The following is a 17,762-nucleotide window of genomic DNA, read 5'->3' as shown; positions in this document are numbered from 1 at the left end:
GACAAGGTGTCCGGCCACCGCCCGCAGCGCCGACCACCGGACTCGAGCCGTGCTCGGTGGCAGCACGGCAGCGGTCAGGGCTCGCGCCGGCGTTCGGCCGGCCGCTCAGCGCACCGTCGCGGGGTACTGGGGGAGCTCCAGCTTGTCGGCCGGGGGCGAGAACAGGGAGCCGCCCAGGCCGGCGAGGCGCTTCACCGGCGCGCTGCCCACCACCCTGATGCCCGCCCGCAGAAGGGCGACCCCGGCGCGCGTGCGGGGATGGGCGATGCGCGGCGTGCCCGGAGGAAGCTGCTGGGCGCCGTCGACGTAGGGGCGCATCACGGCCTCGTAGCGGGCGAAAGCCGCCCGGTGGTCGTCGTGCGTCGCCAGCTCACCCGCGAGCACGTACGCGCCGACCAGCGCGAGACTGGTGCCCATACCGCTCAGAGGAGAGGCGCAGTACGCGGCGTCGCCGACCATCACCCGCCGCCCGTTGCTCCAGGCGGGCAGCCGCATCTGACCGGTGAGGTCGAAGTAGAACGGCGTGCCGTCGAGCGCGTCCAGGATCCGGGGCGTCTCCCAGCCCGCGTCGGCGAAGGTGCGCCGCAGGACCCGCGCCTGATCGTCCGGCTCCAGGTCCTCGAGCCCGCCCACGTCGGACATGAACGACAGGGTGGCGCGCGTGGTGCCGAGGTTGTCGGGCCGCAGGGTGATGCTGCGTCCCCGGGGCGCGTTGTACCAGCGCCACCAGTCGGTGTCCGACGTGGACCGCGGGATCGTCAGGTAGGCCGTGTAGAGACCCAGCGAGGTGATCTCGGCCTGTGGGAACACCAGCGCACGCGTGCGCGAGGTGAGCCCCTCGGCGATGACGACCACGTCGAACGTCCGCTCCGGACCGTGCTCGAACGTCGCGGCCACCCCGTCGCCGTGGTCGTCGAGGGCCGTGATGCGGTCACCGAAGACGTACTCGGTCTCGCCGCAGGTGTGTTCGTACAGCAGCCGAGAGAGCTCACCGCGCAGGATCTCCATCTCGGCGGTGGCGCCGGAGGTGTCGGTCTCACCCGCCGGGAACTCGGCCAGCGCCCGTCCGTCCCGTCCGACGAACACTGTGCCCCGCTCGCCGGTCGTCGCCGCGAGCGCGGCGTCCTCCAGGCCCATCCGGCGCACCACCTCCCGGGCGGCGCCGCGGACGTCAATGTTCTGGCCGGTGTCGCGTAGCTCCCCGAACCGCTCGACGACCGTCGTGCGCCAGCCGGCCGCGTTCAGCCACCAGGCGAGGGCGGGTCCGGAGATGCTGGCTCCGGAGATCAGGACGCTGCGCGTGGTCATGTCACGCCTTCCGGGGCTGATGTGGTGTGGCGGTCGTAGATCGCGACCACGGTGTCGAGAAAGCTCTCGACCGCGCCGCGCTCCTGGTCGCCGAGCGCGCCGACGGCGGCCTCCAGCTCGTCGAGCAGGGGTCGGAGGAACTCGGTCGCCGCGGCCACCGACGCGGCCGACGGCGTGACGAGGATCTTGCGGCGGTCGGTGGCATGAGGGCGTCTGCTGGCGTGCCCCGCGCGTTCGAGGCGGTCGACGATCTGGGTGCCCGCAGCCGTCGAGACCTGCAGCCGGTCGGCCAGCTCGCGGGCCGTGAGAGCACCGTCGGTGCTGAGGTGCTCCATGGCGTGCAGGTCGGTGCCGTTGACCCCCAGCTCGGCGCCCAGCCTGCGTTCGACGAGCCGGGTCCGGACCGCGATGTCCTGGAGGCGCTGCAGCACGGCCGCGCGGTACGGACCCCCGCCGGGGCGCCGCTCGAAACCTGATCCCGATGACACACCACAACACTAACACACTTAGCAATCTAGAAACTTAGCGAGATGGTCCGACGCTAGCCCTCCCAGCGCAGGTTCGACGGACTCCACGTGGCGTCGTCGTTGATCTCGTTCGACAGGATCGGATTCAGGAACGCGCTCGCCAGTGCCGAGGCAGAGCTGAACGAGCGATGGTCACTGCACTCCACGACGTCGCGAGCGACCTTGGCATAGGAGGTGACCCACCCATCTGGGCAGCCCCACTGCCCGATCTCAGGGAGCGCGCGGTGCACGCGCTCGGCGTCGATGGCTACGCGAAGTGCGCCTGCGTCAACATGTTGGGTTCGAGCGATGACCACCAGGTCCACGAGATCACGAACGCGGCTGGATGGTAGCCGCGCGTGCCCGTAGAGCTCGAATGTCGCGCAGAGCTTGTCGGCGACATGGTCAGCGACCGGATAGATCAGGTAGGCGGGGCTCTCAATTCCGGCGAGCTCGATCGTCGGCTCGGGCTGCCGTGACTCGGGATCACCCGTGATCACCGCGTTGAGCACGATGTCCACGACGAACTCACTCACCAGCCTGACGCCCGCGTACGCGTCGATCTTCACCTTCGCCAGCTCGGTCCCCGGCTGGCCAGGACGCTCTTCGGCACGACTGGAAGCGCCCGGCACGAAGCGCAGGTGATCTCGAAGATCGACGGCCGCGGCTCGTTCCAGCTCATCGAGAGCGGAGTCGAGCGTCCCTCGCTCCCTCAGTAGGTCGATGTCGCGGCTGTGACGGGCGGTACGGACCCGCGCGAGCAGAGCGGTCCCTCCCTTGAGGACCCATTCTCCGCCGCCCGCGTGGGTGAACAGGCGCGCAAGGAAGCGGTCGTAGACGAACTGGCGAGTGAGGTTCGGGGCTGTAGATCCGGCCCTTTTCGCCGCTTTCTTGCTTCGAACTACGACGGCACTCCACATCGCGTCGGGAGTGGCGTATCCGGTCGGGTGGTCGCCACTCATCACTCGTCGCCCTCGTGGTCGTCGTCCTGCTGATCGTTGTCCTGGCTCTCGACGCCTGGCGACTGACGGATCCCGGCGAGCGCTCGGCGGGCGGCAGAGCTGATCCCTGCGGTGTGAGAGGCCAGCGCCTGCTCCACGATCGCACTTATGCCGCTAATCTCCGAAGCGCTGAGCTTGGGACCCACTGCAGCCAGGGTGCCCTGCGCAACAGCGGACATGTTGACGGTTTTCTGCAGTTCAGGATTCGACAGTGCCGTCGCCAGTGATTCGTAGGTAGCGGGGCCAAGAAGATTCGTCGGATCGACCTTGGGGACGGCTGCTGCGGCAAGCTTCTCGATCGCCGATGAGACCCCTGCGACCTCCAGGAGGTTCGCGGCTGCCTGGAGGTCGATCGCCTGCTGCGCAAGTCGCGCGTGGCCGGCCCGCGTCTCGCTCAGGGCATCAAGTATCGCGGAAACGGGCAGTCGAGCAGCTCGGGCGATCTCGGCGACCTTGTCGGCGTCAACCTGCTCACTGACACCCCCCAGCTCCTCGAGGTGTCGCATCAGAGCGTTCCCGTCACCTCGGGGTAGTCCGAACCGGGGCGCGAAGTGTCCGATCCGGCCGGCCAGTTCGTCAGGGTTGAGCATTCTCAGCCTCAGCGCGTCGGCAACCACGCCAGCGACATGCCCACCGTCGTGGCCGTCGGCGAGGAGATCCACGACGGTTCTGAGCGGGGTCGTGACCGGGAGCCCGCGGTACACAGTGACCTCGTCCGCCGCGAGAACCCCCCGGTGCAGTCTCAGGTCATCACGTCGGGTCTGCTTTCGCGACGGTGCGGTGAACTCGTGGCGATCTGCGTCGAGGTCACCCAGACCTCGGAATGCTGCAGCCGAGGCGTGGGACACGACGAGGCCGTGGGGACCATCGCCGAGACGGTCGGTGGCAAGCCGACGCGGGTCAAGCGCCAGCCAGGCAGCTCGCAGTTCGATGTTCTCGGTGCCCATCGCACCCCGAAGCGCGTACACACCATGAAGAAGCCTGATGAGCGCCCCGGCCTTGCAGAGCCGCGACAGCTGCACCCTGCTCAGACCAACCACAACGGCCTGCGGAGTGGTCACCAGCCCCCACTGACCGGCGGCGATGTCCGCGAGCGCTAGTTCTCCATCGCCAGTCATACTTCGATAGTATCACCTAGGCTGTAGCGATTGCAGTGCTTACCGCCATCGCCCGAGGCACATCTAGTACGATAGTCACACGTTAATTGCAACTATCGCAGCAGCATTTTCCTCCAGCACATCCCTGTCGATCGCTGACGCACACGACCAGACGGAGCTGGTTCGGGGCGCGACCCGCCCACCGCAAGACCCTCAGCCAGAAACGAGCCCGCCGGCGGAACGACGCTCGGCCCGGTCGCCATCGAGCGCCTGCGACCATGCCTCGACGTCGTGGTCAACACTGCTGGGCCACCGAACCGGATGCTTGCCCAGTCGACTCATGCCAGGGATGCACAGACTGAGCTACACGCAGAAGGCCGCAGGACTCTGACCAACTGCATGACACAAGGGCCTGACCTGCAAAAATGGAGCCGCCTTGGGGAGTCGAACCCCAGACCTACGCATTACGAGTGCGTCGCTCTAACCGACTGAGCTAAGGCGGCGTGGTGCGTGGCAAGCGTAGCAACCGCACCGCACCTTCCCGCTCACCCCCCACCCGTCGGACTGGCTGACCGCGATCCTGCGCTGAGCGCGCTCGGGGCGCCGAGATCAACGTGAGCCACGCGGGGACGGGGCCGAGGTTCATCTCGACCGGCGGGGCGGCGGGCGACTCGCGGGTTCAGCCTTGTTGGAGGGCGGTCATCATCGCCTCGACGGCGATTCTCGGCTTGACGTTGAGCTCCAGGGCCTCGCGGCAGGCCAGGACGGCCTCGAGGCGGCGGAGGGTGGATTCGGCGCTCCACTCCCGCGCGGCCTGGTGGATGTCCGCCTCGCGGTCCGGGTTGGACAGGGCGACCGGCGCCTGTGAGGCGGCGACGAGGACATCGCGATAGAAGCCGGCGAGGTCGACGAGGGCGCGGTCCAGGGCGTCGCGCTGGGTTCTCGTGTTGCGGGACTTCTGGCGGCGCTCGAGCTCGCGCTCGGCCGCCTTGGCGCCACGGGCCGCGGTGGCCGCGCCCTTGCCGGTGCCGCCGGCCCCCATCGCGACGGCGAGCTCCTCGCGTTCCGCGGCGTCCCGGGTCTCGCTGACGTCCGTGGCCTCGGCCTCGGCGGAGCGGACGATGTTGTCGGCGAATGCGAACGCGTCCCCGAGGTGGCGCAGGCGCAGCGGGACGCCAAGGATGCGCTCGCGACGGTCCCGGGCGTCGGAGTCCCTGGCCAGGCGGCGGGCCCGGCCGACGTGCCCGCCGGAGACCGCGGCGGCCCAGCTCGCCATGTCGGGCTCGATACCGTCCCGCTCGACCAGCACCGCGGCGACGGCCTCGGGGGCCGGGCTGCGGAGGGGCACGAGGCGGCAGCGGGACCGGATGGTGACGGGCACGTCCTCGGGATGGTCCGACGGCGCGCAGAGCAGGAAGACGGTCTGGGGCGCGGGCTCCTCCACCGCCTTGAGCAGCGCGTTCGCGGCGCCCTCGGTGAGCCGGTCCGCGTCCGTGATGATCAGGATCTGCCACTCGCCGGTGGAGGGACGGCGGGCGGCGAGCTGCACCAGGTTGCGCATCTCGGCCACGGAGATCGAGAGGCCCTCGGGGACGACCTCGCGGACATCCGCATGGGTGCGGTGCAGGACCGTGCGGCAGGCCTGGCACTCGCCGCAGCCACCGTCCGGGCACTGGAGCGCGGCGGCGAAGGCGCGGGCGGCGTTGGAGCGGCCGGAACCGGGCGGGCCTGTGAAGAGCCAGGCATGGGTCATCGCGGCCGGGTCCGCGGCGGCCTGGCTCAGCTCGGCGACGGCGGCGGGCTGGCCCACCACGTCCCGCCAGACACCACCGGCCAGGATCGGCGCGCTCACAGCTCGCCACTCACGGCTCGGTGCTCACGGCTCGGTCGCGGGCCGCGGGACGTCGACGGGCTGCTCGGGAGCCGGGGGGAGCTGGGGAAGCAGGCCCTCGAGGACCTTGCCGGCCACCGCCTCGGGCTCGCCGTCCGCCTCGACCACCACGTAGTCGTGGGGCTCGGCCGCGACCAGGCCCGTGAGCAGTCGCTGGACCCGCGCGTGCTCCTCGCCCGCGACCCCGCCGGAGTCGGCGGGCGCGCCCTCGCGGTCGAGCAGGATCGAGACGTCCGGGCGAAGGCCCCCGGTGGCCCACACCGCGAGCCGCTCCAGCTCACCGCGCTCGAGCTCGGCGTCCATCCGGTCCGCCGCCACCCCGAACTGGGCGATCGGGCTGGCCATGAAGCGGTCCACGACCACGACCGCGCCCTCGTCGAGCGCGGGGCGGATGACCCGCTCCACCAGGTCCGCCCGGATCGCGGCGGCCGCCAGCGCCTTGGCGCGCGCACCGGAGAGGTGCGCCTCGCGGGTGGCGGCGGCCCAGCGCAGCGCGTCCCGCTCGCCGTCCTCGGGCTGGACCACGACGTGACCCCGCGCCCGCAGCGCCTCGGCCAGCCGGCCGGCCTGGTCCGCGGTCTCCGCCGGAGTGGCGCCCTCGACGGCGACGAGCGTGCCGGAGCCCCGGCGCACCTCGCCCTGGCGCAGGGCGGACAGCAGGTCGCGCAGCAGCGGCTCGAGCCGGCGCTCGTCCATCTGCCGGTAGGCCAGCGTGCCGATCGCGGCCGCGATCACGCCGCCGCCCAGCAGGACGAAACGGGTGCCGTCGACCAGGAAGTGGGACTGGAAGAGGTTGATCTGCCGCGTGTTGACGAGCCCGACGACCAGCGGGACCAGCGACATCGAACCAAGCAGCACCACTCGCACGAGGGACTGGACGAAGGCGACGATGCGGCCGCGGATGTCGTCCGCCACCTGGGTGCCGATGATCGTGAGCCCGGTGAGGAACGCGATGCCCGCGAACCAGCCGACCAGTGCCACGGCCACGATCGCCATGAACAGGTGGGCGGACACGGCGACGATCAGCAGTGCGACGCCGGCGCCGACGATCGCGGTGCCGAAGAGCCGGTTGTGCGGGAGGCGATGGGCCAGCCGCGGCGCCGTGGCCATGCCGAGCGCGAGGCCGACGAACACCCCGATGAACAGGACGGAGTAGGCCGCATCGCCGCCGCCGAGGCTGACGGCGTACAGCCTGGCCGACGCGATCACGGCGCCACCCGCGGCGAAGGCGCCGATGATGCCCAGGACCAGGCCGCGGATCAGCGGGGTGGTCACCACGTAGGCGAAGCCCTCGCGCAGCAATGTCAGCAGGCTCGGGGACGCCTCGGCGGTGCGCGGCCCGGTGCGCCCCGAGATCTCCTTGATCCGGAACCACACGACGGCGGCGGAGAGGAGGAAGGCGCAGCCGTCGATCACCAGGGCGATGTAGACGGTGGTGAAGGTGTCCTGCTTCGGCAGGAGGTGTCCGATGCTCGACACCACGGCGAACAGGCCGGCCCCGGCGAGCACGGCGATGCCGTAGGTGACGACGAGGCCGAGCTGCTGCGCCGTCTCGATCTGGTCCTTGCGGCGCAGCAGGTTCGGGACCGAGGCCTCCTTGGCCGGGATCCAGAACAGCGCGCACACCTCGATCAGGAAGGTGGCGGCGAAGAGCCACCACAGCGACCCGACGATCGGGATGGAGATGAAGAGGCAGAAGCGCAGGATGTCGCACGTGACCATCACGCGGCGGCGGTCGAACCGGTCCGCCAGGGCACCGGCCAGCGGGCCCAGGAAGATCGCCGGCAGCAGCTTGGTGGCGACGACGCCGCCGAGCGCGAAGCTCTGCGCGGCGTACCCGGTGGTGAGCTGGGCGGCCAGCGAGCTGAGGGCGAGCAGGCTCAGCCACTCGCCGGTGGCGGTGATCGCGGTGACGCCCCAGAGCCGACGGAAGGCCGGGATGGCCATGACGCTGCGGACACGGTGCGACGTGGGGGCCGGGCTGCCCGTGGCGGAACCCGGCAGGGTCTCGGATCCGATCGCGGGTCACCTCCTCCCGGACGTGACCGGGCGCGAACGGTCACGAACAAGCTCCGACGAGCTCGGCGCCGGGACGGACCCGCGGGGAGCGACCGCCGCCGACCCGACCAGGGTAGCCGGGGGCACCGACAGTCTCCGCGCCGACGGTCCGCGGGGACCTCAGGACGTGATCAGCGCGACGATCAGCTGAACCAGGATCACCAGGTAGACGGCCACGCAGAGGAGCACGTACAGCCGCGTGCCGCGGCGCCCGGACAGCCGGCGGCCGAGTCCGGCCTGGTCCACCTCGGTGTGGACGGGTGGGCGGTGCTCGATCCCGTCGACGACCGCGCCGCGTCGCCGCGGGGGCGAGGGTGCGGGCGGGCGGGGGAAGAGCGGGCGCCGGGCCTCGGGAACCGCGACCGGGGCCTCGGCGGGGCGAGGCCCGGGCAGGGGCTCCGGGACGGGATGGAGCTCGCGGATCGGGACCCGGACGGCGCCGACGGTGCGGGGGCGGCGCGGCGCGGGCTCCGGTGGAGCGGGGGGTACAGGGCCAGCAGGTCCGGGGACAGAACCTCCGGGGACAGCAGGCTCAGGAACAGCGGCTTCAGGGGCGGGGCGCGGTTCCGCGTCCTCGGCGGGCTCCTCGCCGGACTCCGCATCCTCGGCGGGCTCCACGCCGGACTCCACGGCCTCGTCGGGGAGCGCCCGCCGCCGGCCCGCCTCCCACGGCCTGACCTCGCCCGGCCCGGGATCGGGCGAGGGCTCGGGGCTCCGGGTGAAGGGGAGCAGTCCCCGCCACCGGACGAGCTGCGCCTCCCCCATGACCCGTGATCGTAGGTGGCGGCGCGCCGGTGCACAGGGCCCGACGCGCCGTCACCCGGGCGGACGGGTCAGTTGGCGGGCGGAGGGGCGTTCGGGTCCGGCGGCGCGGACGGATCGCCCGGTGCGGGCGGCGGGGCCGGCACGGTACCGCTGCTGACCTGCAGGAGGATCGCCTCGCCGGGCAGCGCCGTGCCCCGCGGGTTCTGCCCCACGACCGTCCCGGCCTTCGCGAGGTTGTCCACCGTCCGCGTGCTGACCTGCCAGCCGCCCCGCTGCAGGACCGCTCGGGCGTCGTTCACGCCGCGCCCCACCACGTCCGGCACCCGGGTCTCGGCGCCGCCGGTGAGGTACCGGTCGTCCGTGGGCGGGAGCGGGAGCACCGGGGTGCCCTCGACCATCGGTTTCACCGCGCCGAACCAGGTCTCCGCCGGGGTCTTGCCGCCGAAGATGTTGCCGCTGCGGCAGGCGAACGGGGCGCCCGCGCCGTCGCACAGGGGCTTGGGCGAGCGGGAGTTGTCGAAGGTGATCACGGAGCCGGACAGGTTCGGCAGGATCCCGACGAAGGCGGCCGACTTGTGCTGCTGCGTGGTGCCGGTCTTGCCGCCCATCGGCCGGTCCCACCCGACCTGCCGGGCCGCGGAGGCGGACGTCCCGGACAGGTCGTCCTTGGACAGGCCGGTGAACAGCGTGTTCGCCAGTGCCGGCTCGACGGCCTGCTCGCAGGGCGCCTCGGTGACGGCGACCTTCTGCCCGGACGCGTCGGTGATCGAGTCGATCGGGGTGGGCGGGCACCATTTGCCGGCGCTCGCGATCGTGGCGCCGACGTTGGCCAGCTCGAGCACGCTCGTCGGCGACACGCCCAGGGTGAACGACGCCTGCTTCTGCGCCTTGGTGACCTCGGCGATGGAGCGGTCCGTGCGCCGGCCCGTCTGCGGGTCCACGAACGGCGTGGTGGCGAGGCTCTTCATGCCCATCCGGACCGCCATGTCGACGACGTCCGGGACGCCCGTGAACTCCTCCAGCTTGATGAACGCCGTGTTCGGGGACGTGGCGAGCGCGTCCTGCAGGCTCATCCGCTCGGGATAGTTGCCGGCGTTCTGCACCGGGATCGGGCGGCCAGCGCCGTCCAGGTAGATGGGCGACGCGTAGCCGCTCGGCGGCACCGACATCGTGTAGTTGATGCCGATGCCCTTCTCCAGGGCGGTGGCGGCGGTGAAGATCTTGTAGACGGACCCGGAGCCCAGGTTGACCGGCTCGTACGGCAGGCCGTAGCTCGTCTCCAGGGCCTCGGCGTTCAGCCCGAACGTGCGGCTGGAGGCCATCGCGAGCACCTTGTGCTTGTCCTGCCCCGGCTCGACCAGCGACATCACGTTCGCGACGTTGGGCTGGCCGGGCGGGACCTCCTCGTCGAGCGAGGCCTTCATCGCGGCGAGCTTGTCCCGGTCCAGCGTGGTGCGGATCGTGTAGCCGCCGCGGTTGAGCTGGTCCTGCGAGAACCCGGCCGTGTTCAGGTACTCCATGACGTACTTGCAGAAGTAGCCGGCGTCGCCCGCCCCGATGCAGCCGTTGGGCTGGGTGTTCAGCGGGCTGGCGATGCCGAGCGGCTGCGCCTGCGCCGCCCGGGCCTGCGCCGCGTCGATCATCCCCTGGTCCCGCATCTGGCCGATGACGACGTTGCGCCGGTCGAGCGCGGGCTGGGGGTTCTGCACCGGGTCCGTGGCCGTGGTGCTGCGGACCATGCCCGCGAGCAGGGCGGACTGGGCGACCGTCAGGTCCTTGGCCTGCACGCCGAAGTAGGTGCGTGCGGCGCTCTCGATGCCGTACGCGCCGTTGCCCCAGAAGACGATGTTGAGGTAGCGGGCGAGGATCTCCTCCTTGGTCAGCTGGCGTTCCAGCTGCAGGGCGATCCGCGCCTCCTTGAGCTTGCGCGCCGGCGTCTGCTCGGTGGCCTTGAGCCGCTCCGCCTCGGTCCGCGCCTCGACGTAGAGCGTGTAGTTCTTCACGTACTGCTGGGTGAGCGTGGAGGCGCCCTGCACCACGTCCCCGGACGCCGAGTTGGCCACGACCGCGCGGATCGTGCCCTGCCAGTCCACGCCCTGGTGCTCGTAGAAGCGCCGGTCCTCGATCGCGACCATCGCCGCCTTCATGGCGGGCGAGATCTGGTCCGCGGAGACCTGGGTGCGGTTCTGATCGAAGACCCAGGCGAAGGGCCGGCCGTTCGCGTCCGTGATCGTGGTGCGCAGCGGCAGGCCGCCCTCGACCAGGCTGCTCGACGTCGAGTTGACGCTGTCGCCCGCGTCGTTGCTGACCAGGCCCACGCCGGCGACGAACGGGAAGGCCATGCCCGCCCCGACCACACCGGCCAGCAGACACAGCCCGAGGAGCAGTCCGAGGGGCCGGGCCAGACGACGGGGAGGAGCCACGATCGAGGAGGGTACCGGGCGCTTCGTGAAGGTTGAGTAGTTCTGCGAGTGTCGCGACGGAACCGTGGGATCACAGAATCCGTCCCAGTTGTCGTGAGCGGGCCGCCGGGGCCCGCCGGGGGTGGAGGTGGAGCGGTGGGCGCGGTCGTCAGCACTGTCGTCAGCAGCATGTGGAACCGGTGGAACTGGCGGGTCGCCGCACGCTGCCGCACCACGGACGCGGACGCGCTGTTCGTCCGCGGCGCCGAGCAGCGGCAGGTCCGGGACTTCTGCGGATCGTGCCCGGTGCGCACGGAGTGCCTGGCGTACGCGCTCGACGAGCGCGTGGAGCACGGCGTGTGGGGCGGGATGACCGAGCGGGAGCGACGGGCGGTGCTGCGCTCCCGGCCGGACGTGGCCTCCTGGGCCGAGCTGCTCGGGGAGGCCCGCACCGAGCACTACTCGCGCTCGGCGGCCGAGCGGACCGCGGACGCCCTGCTCGACGTCGCCGAGCTGCACGCCAGGACGGACACCGGTATCGACGTGGTCGGGATGGCGCCCGAGGCCCGGCGCGACGCCTGCTGACGGCGGGGCACTAGCCTGGGTCACCGTCCGCGACCCCGGAGGAAGTCCCGTGATCTCGACCGGTCGGGTGGAGTACGTCTCCGCGCTGTACCGCAAGTACGGCAGCGAGCTCTCCGCCGTGATCGCGCAGCAGCGGGAGTTCCTCGCCGCGTCGAAGGGGTCGGTGACCCCACAGCTCGACGACCTCGAGGCCGAGATCACCTACCTGCTGGTGCGCGAGCTGCGCCCCGCGGACGTGGTGGAGATCGGCACGTTCTACGGCTGGTCCACGACGTGGCTGCTCAGCGCGCTGCGCGACAACGGCACCGGGCACCTGCACTCGTTCGACATGGTCGACCACGTGCGCACCACGGTGCCGGCGGAGCTGGCGGGCGACCGCTGGACCTTCACCCAGGGGGACGTCAAGGAGAAGCTCGACGAGCTCCCCCCGGCCACGGACTACCTGTTCATCGACGCGGACCACGGCAAGCGCTTCGGCGAGTGGTACACCGCGAACCTGTTCCCGCGCATGGCGTCCGGCACCCCGACCAGCGTGCACGACGTGTACCACGGGCGGAGCGCACGGATCTGGCACGAGGGCAAGGTCGTGGTCGGCTGGCTGGCCGAGCGCTCGGTCCCGCACTTCACGGTGGCCCGCAAGAACTCGCCGGAGGCCTTCGCCGCGGTCAACGAGGTGCGGGCGGAGCTGGGGATCGAGGGTGCGCGCGGGAGCACCACCAACCCGATGATCTGGTTCGAGCTGCCCTAACCGTTCAGGAGCGAGTCGAGGAAGTCCGCGGCGCGGGTGCCGGCCTCCTCCACGTCGCCCGCGTGGATGGCGGCGAGCAGGCCGGTGTGGCTCTCGCAGGCGCCGGCCTCGACCGCGGTCACCACGCTGGCGTGCACCACCTCGGTGAGGCCCCGGTAGAGCTCGGCGAGCACCGAGTTGTGGGCGGCGCGCAGGACCAGCTGATGGAACCGCAGGTCGGCGTCGACGAACGCCGCCCGGTCGGCGGCGGCCTCCGCGCGCTCGCACTCCGCCATCGCGGCGTCCAGGTCGGCGAGGTCCGCGGGCGTGCGGTTCCGGGCAGCCAGCCGGGCGCCCTCGCCCTCCACGAGCCGGCGGACCTCGAGGGTCTCGCGCAGCTCCGTGCCCGCCAGCCGGCGCAGGGCCCCGGAGATCTCGCTGGTGGCGCGGACGTAGGTGCCGTCGCCCTGGCGCACCTCGAGCAGGCCCGAGTGCGCGAGCGCCCGCACCGCCTCGCGCACCGTGTTGCGGCCGACCCCTAGCTGTTCGGACAGTTCGGGTTCGGGCGGGATCCGGGTGCCGACCGGCCACTCGCTCCCGACGGCGCCTCTGAGCTGCGCGATCACCTGATCGACCAGCCCGGTGCGGCGTGTGGTGGCCAACGGCATGTCTCGTCCCCTCATCCGAACATGGGATGTCTGTCAGAGTAGTGGGCATGGCAATGCGCGACGACGCGGCGGGGACCGCGCTGACGGCTCCGGTGTCCCGTCCAGGGACCAGCCGGGGGCCGTTGCTCGGGACGGCACTCCTGGCGGTCGCCGTGGTGCTCGTCGCGCTGAACCTGCGGGCCGCCGTGACCAGCGCGTCCTCCCTGCTGGGCGACGTCCGGCTGGGCGTCGGCGGATCGGCCGCCTGGGCGAGCGTGCTCACCACCGCCCCGACGCTGTGCTTCGCGGTGGCCGGGGTGGCGGCGCCGTGGCTCGCGCGGAAGGTCGGGCTGGCGCGGGCGATCGGGATCGCGCTGGCGGTGCTGGTCGCCGGGCTGCTGCTGCGGGTGCTCGGCGGCGCGGGCGTGATGCTGGGGCTGACCTTCGTGGCCTGCGCCGGCATCGCGGTGGCGAACGTGCTCGTGCCCGTCGTCGTCAAGGAGTCGTTCCCGCTGCGGATCGGGCTGATGACCGGGATCTACACGGCCGCCCTGCAGGGGTCCGGGGCGATCGGCTCGGCGCTCACCCCGCCGCTGGAGGGCCCGCTCGGCGGGTGGCGGCCGGTGCTCGCGCTGTGGGGCGGGGTGGCGCTGGTCGCGCTGCTGATCTGGGCGGTGGCCGCGCGCCACGGATCGCCGGTGGCCTCACGCGACGCGCGCCGGACCTCGTTCCGGACCGTGCTGCACAGCCGGACGGCCTGGGCCGTCATGGCGTTCATGGGGCTGCAGTCGTTCCTGGCCTACGTGGTGATGGGCTGGTTGCCGCAGGTCTACATCGGTGCCGGGCTCGACAAGGGCACCGCCGGACTGATGCTGAGCATCGCGACGCTGGTCCCGGTGCCGCTCAGCCTGGTCGTCCCCGCGATCGTCGCGCGCCGGCGCAGCCAGTCCGGCTGGATCGTGGTGCTCACCGTGCCGCCGATGCTCGGCGCGATCGGGCTGATGCTGGCCCCGGCGACGTTGCCCTGGCTGTGGGCGCTGCTGCTCGGCTCCGGTTTCGCGGCGTTCTCCGTGGCCATGACCCTGATCGCCCTGCGCTCGCGCGACCCGGAGACGGCGGCGACCCTGTCCGCGTTCGCCCAGGGCGCCGGGTACCTCATCGCGTCCTTCGGGCCGCTGCTGTTCGGCCTGCTCCACGACGCGACGGGCGGCTGGACGGTCTCGCTGCTCCTGCTGCTCGGGGCGCTCTGCGGGCAGCTGATCGCGGGATCTCTCGCGGGCCGGCCCCGCTTCGTCTAACGGAGCTGGTGGACGCTGCCCGCGGGCGGCGGCTCGGGCGCGGCGGCCAGGCGTTCGCCGACCTCCCGCAACCCGTCGAGATCGGCGATGTCCGCGGCCACCGCGGGCACCCGCACCACCGGCACCGTGGGGTGCGCGCCGGAGAACCGGGCGAGCAGCCGCTCCTCGCGTTCGGCCAGGTCCACGCGGTCCGCGTGCAGCCGCAGGACCGCCGCGGCCAGCCGCGACGAGCCGGCGTTCTCCGCCGCGGTGCGCGCCCGCGCCGCCGAGAGCGGCGCGAGCACGGGATGGGTCCGGTTGAGGACGAGCCCGGCGAGCGGCATCTTCTCCCCGGCCAGCCGGTCGACGAAGTAGGCGGCCTCGCGCAGCGCGTCCGGCTCCGGCGCGGCGACGACGAGGAACGCGGTGCCGGGCGAGCGCAGCAGCTCGTAGGTCTTGGTGGCGCGCTCGCGGAAACCGCCGAACATGGTGTCGAAGGCCTGCACGAAGGCGGACGCGTCGGCCAGCATCTGCCCGCCGAGGATCGTCGAGACGCCCTTCGCGAACAGCCCGAACCCGGCCCCGATGAGCTTGCGCAGCCCCGCGCCGCCGGCCCGCGCGGGCGAGCTGAGCAGCCGGATCATCCGGCCGTCGAGGAAGGTCGACATGCGCTGCGGGGCGTCGAGGAAGTCCAGCGCCGAGCGCGACGGCGGGGTGTCGACGACGATCAGGTCCCACTCGCCGCGGGCGCACAGCTGCCCCAGCTTCTCCATCGCCATGTACTCCTGCGTGCCGGAGAACGAAGTGGAGATCGTCTGGTAGAAGGGGTTGGCGATGATCTTCGCCGCCCGGTCCGGGGTCGAGTGCGCGTGCACCATCTCGTCGAAGGTTCGGCGCATGTCCAGCATCATCGCGTCGAGGCTCGTGCCGGGGACGGCGCTGGGCTCGTTCGAGAGCTCGTCGAGGCCGAGGGCCTGGGCGAGGCGGCGGGCGGGGTCGATCGTCAGCACCACCACGCGGCGGCCGCGCTCCGCCGCGCGCAGGGCCAGGGCGGCCGACGTGGTCGTCTTGCCCACACCGCCCGAGCCGCAGCAGACGACGATCCGGGTCGCCGGGTCGTCGATCACGGGATCGAGCTCGAGCGTGCTCACAGGTGCACCTTCAGCTGCTCGGCCAGCTCGTAGAGGGCACCGAGGTCCACGCCGCCGTTGCACTGGGGCAGCTCCAGGCGCGGGATGTCGCCGATCTCCTCGACGAGCCGCTCACCGGCCGCGGCCTCCGCGGCCACCCGGACCGCGTGCTCGACGGTCTCGGCCACCAGCCCGTCGATCACCTCGGGCGCCAGGTCCAGGCCCGCGGACAGCAGGCCGGTGCGGACCCGGCCGGCGTCCACCCGCCCGGACGCGGCCGACGCCACCGAACGGTCCGGCAGCCACTGCTCACGCACCCGGTTGACCAGTACCGATCCGACCCGGAGATCGGCCTCGCCGAGCTCGCGCACGGCGTCGAGGGTCTCGGTGACGGGCAGGTCCTCCAGCAGCGTGACGAGATGGACGAGCGTGCGCTCGGAGTGCAACAGCGCCACCACCCCCTCGGCCTGGCTGTGGATCGGGCCGGTGCGGGCCAGCTCGGACATCGCCTTCGTCACGTCGAGGAACCGGACGAGCCGGCCGGTGGGTGGGGCGTCGAGGATCACGGCGTCGTAGACCGGCGTGCCGTCCTCGGTGCGCGAGACGCACTCCTTGACCTTGCCGGTGAGCAGCACGTCCCGCAGGCCGGGGGCCAGGGTCGTGGCGAACTCGACCGCGCCCATCCGCTTGAGCGTGCGGCCCGCGACGCCCAGCTTGTAGAACATCTCGAAGTACTCGAGCAGCGCGGCCTCGGCGTCGACCGCCAGGGCGCGGACCTCGCCGCCACCGGGGGCGACGGCGATCCGGCGCTCCTCGTACGGCAGCGGCGCGGTGTCGAAGACCTGGGCGATGCCCTGGCGGCCCTCCACCTCGACCAGCAGCGTGCGCTTTCCGCCACGGGCCAGGGCCAGGGCCAGCGCGGCGGCGACGGTCGTCTTGCCGGTGCCACCCTTGCCGGAGACCACGTGCAGCCGGGCGGCACCGATTCCGGGGAGGGTCACTCGTCCAGGGTACGAACCGCGACGAACGGCCGCGCTCTCGCCCGTCCCGCCCGGCTCCCCACCGCTCGCACCTGCACGCCCGCTCGCCGCAGGGGCCCGCCTCCGGCACGCAATCGGGTGAGGGCGCCCGGTTACGCTCGCGGCCATGAGCACTCCCGGCGTCACCAGGTGGGAATACCTGAACGCACCCCTGTTGATCCACAACACGAAGGCGATCCTGGACAACTTCGGCCGGGACGGCTGGGAGCTGGTCTCCGTGGTGCCGGGAGCCACCGCCGAGAACCTGATCGCCTTCTTCAAGCGGCCGGTGCAGTCGTGACGACCCCCACCGAGCGGCTCGCCGAGCTCGGGCTCACGCTGCCCGCCGTCGCCACGCCGGCCGGGTCGTACATCCCGGCCAAGGCCTCCGGCTCGCTCGTGTTCACGGCCGGTCAGGTTCCGTTCGTCGACGGCAAGCTGGCCCGGACCGGCAAGGTCGGCGCCGAGGTCACGGCCGAGGAGGCGAAGGAGCTCGCGAAGATCTGCACGCTGAACGCGCTCGCCGCGATCGACGCGCTGGTCGGGCTGGACAACGTCAAGGGCGTGGTCAAGGTCGTCGGGTTCGTGGCGTCCGCGCCCGGGTTCGGCGGCCAGCCCGGTGTGGTCAACGGAGCGTCGGACCTGCTCGGCGAGGTGTTCGGCGAGTCCGGGGCGCACGCGCGGTCCGCCGTCGGCGTCGCGGAGCTGCCGATCGACGCGCCGGTCGAGGTCGAACTGGTCGTCGAGGTCGCCTAGATGTCCGAACCCGCGGCGGCGCACGAACTGCTCCTCCGGCTCGCCGGCCGGCTACCGGACGACGTCGTATGGCGGCTGCGGGACTGGCTCGCCGCGGGCGCGGCCGAGCAGAACCTCGCTCCGGTCGCCGCGCTGCTCCCCCGGGCCCTGCTCCGCAACCGGGTGGGGGTGACGGACGCCGAACGCGCCCTGCTCACCGCCACCTGCGGGGACAACCGCCTGGTCGACGCCGTCCTCCCGCTCCACACGCCGGACGCTCCCCATCCGGCGTTCGTGGCGGGGCCGGAGCTGCCGGATCTCGCGGTGCTCGGCGCGCTCGCGGTCGTCCGCGGGCACGCCGGCACCCTCGAGCTGCGGCACGCCCGCCGCGGGCCGCACGGCGAGCAGCGGATCCTGCTCGTCCACGGCGCCGAGCGGGCGTGGGAGCTCACCGGCACGCTGCAGCGGCTGCTGCGGGTGCACGGCGACCGCACCCCGTGCGTCGAGGTGCTCCCCGACGGGCTCGAACCGCCCACCTACCACCAGGCCGCCATCGTCGGCTCCCGGTCCGTGTGGACGCGGACCCCCGAATACGCGAGCTGAACTCCCGAGAA

Annotated in this window: 16 protein-coding genes, 1 tRNA gene and 1 pseudogene; 6 read left to right on the top strand and 12 right to left on the bottom strand. The window is 72.3% G+C overall.

Going from position 1 to position 17,762, the window contains the following annotated elements:
- Nucleotides 1-105: 105 nt before the first annotated feature.
- The 9 genes from ABD324_RS18635 to ABD324_RS18595 all read right to left on the bottom strand — a co-directional run bounded on the left by ABD324_RS18635 (nt 106) and on the right by ABD324_RS18595 (nt 11,049).
- Entirely contained in the window at nt 106-1,308 is a 1,203-nt protein-coding gene (locus ABD324_RS18635) for an FAD-dependent monooxygenase (protein ID WP_344418377.1), read from the bottom strand.
- Nucleotides 1,305-1,796: a MarR family winged helix-turn-helix transcriptional regulator gene (locus ABD324_RS18630; RefSeq protein WP_344418375.1), complete on the bottom strand. Its 492-nt coding sequence runs from the start codon at nt 1,794-1,796 to the stop codon at nt 1,305-1,307. Before ABD324_RS18630 ends, ABD324_RS18635 begins: the two co-directional genes overlap by 4 nt.
- A gap of 53 nt (nt 1,797-1,849) precedes the next feature.
- Nucleotides 1,850-2,776, bottom strand: a complete 927-nt coding sequence (locus ABD324_RS18625) for a nucleotidyl transferase AbiEii/AbiGii toxin family protein (RefSeq protein ID WP_344418373.1) — start codon at nt 2,774-2,776, stop codon at nt 1,850-1,852.
- Nucleotides 2,776-3,933: a type IV toxin-antitoxin system AbiEi family antitoxin domain-containing protein gene (locus ABD324_RS18620; RefSeq protein WP_344418371.1), complete on the bottom strand. Its 1,158-nt coding sequence runs from the start codon at nt 3,931-3,933 to the stop codon at nt 2,776-2,778. Before ABD324_RS18620 ends, ABD324_RS18625 begins: the two co-directional genes overlap by 1 nt.
- Nucleotides 3,934-4,338: 405 nt before the next feature.
- Nucleotides 4,339-4,415: transfer RNA gene (locus ABD324_RS18615), tRNA-Thr, on the bottom strand.
- Nucleotides 4,416-4,591: 176 nt separating this feature from the next.
- Nucleotides 4,592-5,764, bottom strand: a complete 1,173-nt coding sequence (locus tag ABD324_RS18610; protein ID WP_344418369.1) for a DNA polymerase III subunit delta' — start codon at nt 5,762-5,764, stop codon at nt 4,592-4,594.
- 24 nt (nt 5,765-5,788) lie between these two features.
- A complete protein-coding gene (locus tag ABD324_RS18605; RefSeq protein ID WP_344418367.1) occupies nt 5,789-7,750 on the bottom strand; it encodes a bifunctional MFS transporter/dTMP kinase in 1,962 nt (653 codons plus the stop codon).
- A gap of 231 nt (nt 7,751-7,981) precedes the next feature.
- Entirely contained in the window at nt 7,982-8,626 is a 645-nt protein-coding gene (locus ABD324_RS18600) for a hypothetical protein (protein ID WP_344418365.1), read from the bottom strand.
- 68 nt (nt 8,627-8,694) lie between these two features.
- Entirely contained in the window at nt 8,695-11,049 is a 2,355-nt protein-coding gene (locus ABD324_RS18595) for a transglycosylase domain-containing protein (protein ID WP_344418363.1), read from the bottom strand.
- A 168-nt stretch (nt 11,050-11,217) separates the two neighbouring features.
- Between ABD324_RS18595 and ABD324_RS18590 the strand changes: the two are divergent.
- Both ABD324_RS18590 and ABD324_RS18585 read left to right on the top strand, forming a co-directional pair.
- Nucleotides 11,218-11,487: pseudogene (locus ABD324_RS18590) on the top strand (WhiB family transcriptional regulator); the annotation flags it as partial.
- A 175-nt stretch (nt 11,488-11,662) separates the two neighbouring features.
- Nucleotides 11,663-12,361, top strand: a complete 699-nt coding sequence (locus ABD324_RS18585; RefSeq protein WP_344418361.1) for a class I SAM-dependent methyltransferase — start codon at nt 11,663-11,665, stop codon at nt 12,359-12,361.
- Here the strand turns inward: ABD324_RS18585 and ABD324_RS18580 are convergent.
- Entirely contained in the window at nt 12,358-13,008 is a 651-nt protein-coding gene (locus tag ABD324_RS18580) for a FadR/GntR family transcriptional regulator (protein WP_344418420.1), read from the bottom strand. The two genes, ABD324_RS18585 and ABD324_RS18580, sit on opposite strands and share 4 nt — an antisense overlap.
- A 47-nt stretch (nt 13,009-13,055) precedes the next feature.
- Between ABD324_RS18580 and ABD324_RS18575 the strand changes: the two genes are divergently transcribed.
- A complete protein-coding gene (locus ABD324_RS18575) occupies nt 13,056-14,285 on the top strand; it encodes an MFS transporter (protein ID WP_344418359.1) in 1,230 nt (409 codons plus the stop codon).
- Here the strand turns inward: ABD324_RS18575 and bagB are convergent.
- Nucleotides 14,282-15,415 carry an ArsA family ATPase gene (gene bagB / locus ABD324_RS18570; protein WP_344418357.1) on the bottom strand — a complete coding sequence of 378 codons (1,134 nt, stop codon included), beginning with the start codon at nt 15,413-15,415 and terminating at the stop codon, nt 14,282-14,284. The genes ABD324_RS18575 and bagB overlap by 4 nt on opposite strands.
- Nucleotides 15,412-16,395 (bottom strand): ATPase BagA, encoded by a 984-nt coding sequence (bagA, locus tag ABD324_RS18565; RefSeq protein WP_344418355.1) that lies wholly within the window; start codon nt 16,393-16,395, stop codon nt 15,412-15,414. Before bagA ends, bagB begins: the two co-directional genes overlap by 4 nt.
- A gap of 145 nt (nt 16,396-16,540) precedes the next feature.
- Between bagA and sp36 the strand changes: the two genes are divergently transcribed.
- From sp36 to ABD324_RS18550, 3 genes are read left to right on the top strand one after another with little or no spacing between them, the layout of a single operon-like run.
- On the top strand, nt 16,541-16,714 hold the full coding sequence (gene sp36 / locus ABD324_RS18560) for a Sp36 family protein (RefSeq protein ID WP_344418353.1): 174 nt from the start codon (nt 16,541-16,543) through the stop codon (nt 16,712-16,714).
- A complete protein-coding gene (locus tag ABD324_RS18555) occupies nt 16,711-17,169 on the top strand; it encodes a RidA family protein (RefSeq protein WP_344418351.1) in 459 nt (152 codons plus the stop codon). Before sp36 ends, ABD324_RS18555 begins: the two co-directional genes overlap by 4 nt.
- Nucleotides 17,170-17,751: a hypothetical protein gene (locus tag ABD324_RS18550; RefSeq protein ID WP_344418349.1), complete on the top strand. Its 582-nt coding sequence runs from the start codon at nt 17,170-17,172 to the stop codon at nt 17,749-17,751.
- The last annotated feature ends 11 nt before the right edge of the window (nt 17,752-17,762 follow it).

It is taken from the genome of Pseudonocardia ailaonensis, from assembly GCF_039531635.1.
Taxonomy (GTDB): domain Bacteria; phylum Actinomycetota; class Actinomycetes; order Mycobacteriales; family Pseudonocardiaceae; genus Pseudonocardia; species Pseudonocardia ailaonensis.
The sequence above is the reverse complement of the archived record's forward strand: the minus strand, read 5'-3'. Positions and strand labels throughout refer to the sequence as shown.

Excerpts from the sequence above, each read along its gene's own strand:
- ABD324_RS18635 (WP_344418377.1), bottom strand. The coding sequence starts at position 1,308 with ATGACCACGCGCAGCGTCCTGATCTCCGGAGCCAGCATCTCCGGACCC.
- ABD324_RS18625 (WP_344418373.1), bottom strand. The coding sequence starts at position 2,776 with ATGAGTGGCGACCACCCGACCGGATACGCCACTCCCGACGCGATGTGG.
- ABD324_RS18620 (WP_344418371.1), bottom strand. The coding sequence starts at position 3,933 with ATGACTGGCGATGGAGAACTAGCGCTCGCGGACATCGCCGCCGGTCAG.
- ABD324_RS18605 (WP_344418367.1), bottom strand. The coding sequence starts at position 7,750 with ATGGCCATCCCGGCCTTCCGTCGGCTCTGGGGCGTCACCGCGATCACC.
- ABD324_RS18600 (WP_344418365.1), bottom strand. The coding sequence starts at position 8,626 with ATGGGGGAGGCGCAGCTCGTCCGGTGGCGGGGACTGCTCCCCTTCACC.
- ABD324_RS18580 (WP_344418420.1), bottom strand. The coding sequence starts at position 13,008 with ATGCCGTTGGCCACCACACGCCGCACCGGGCTGGTCGATCAGGTGATC.
- ABD324_RS18575 (WP_344418359.1), top strand. The coding sequence starts at position 13,056 with ATGGCAATGCGCGACGACGCGGCGGGGACCGCGCTGACGGCTCCGGTG.
- sp36 (WP_344418353.1), top strand. The coding sequence starts at position 16,541 with ATGAGCACTCCCGGCGTCACCAGGTGGGAATACCTGAACGCACCCCTG.
- ABD324_RS18550 (WP_344418349.1), top strand. The coding sequence starts at position 17,170 with ATGTCCGAACCCGCGGCGGCGCACGAACTGCTCCTCCGGCTCGCCGGC.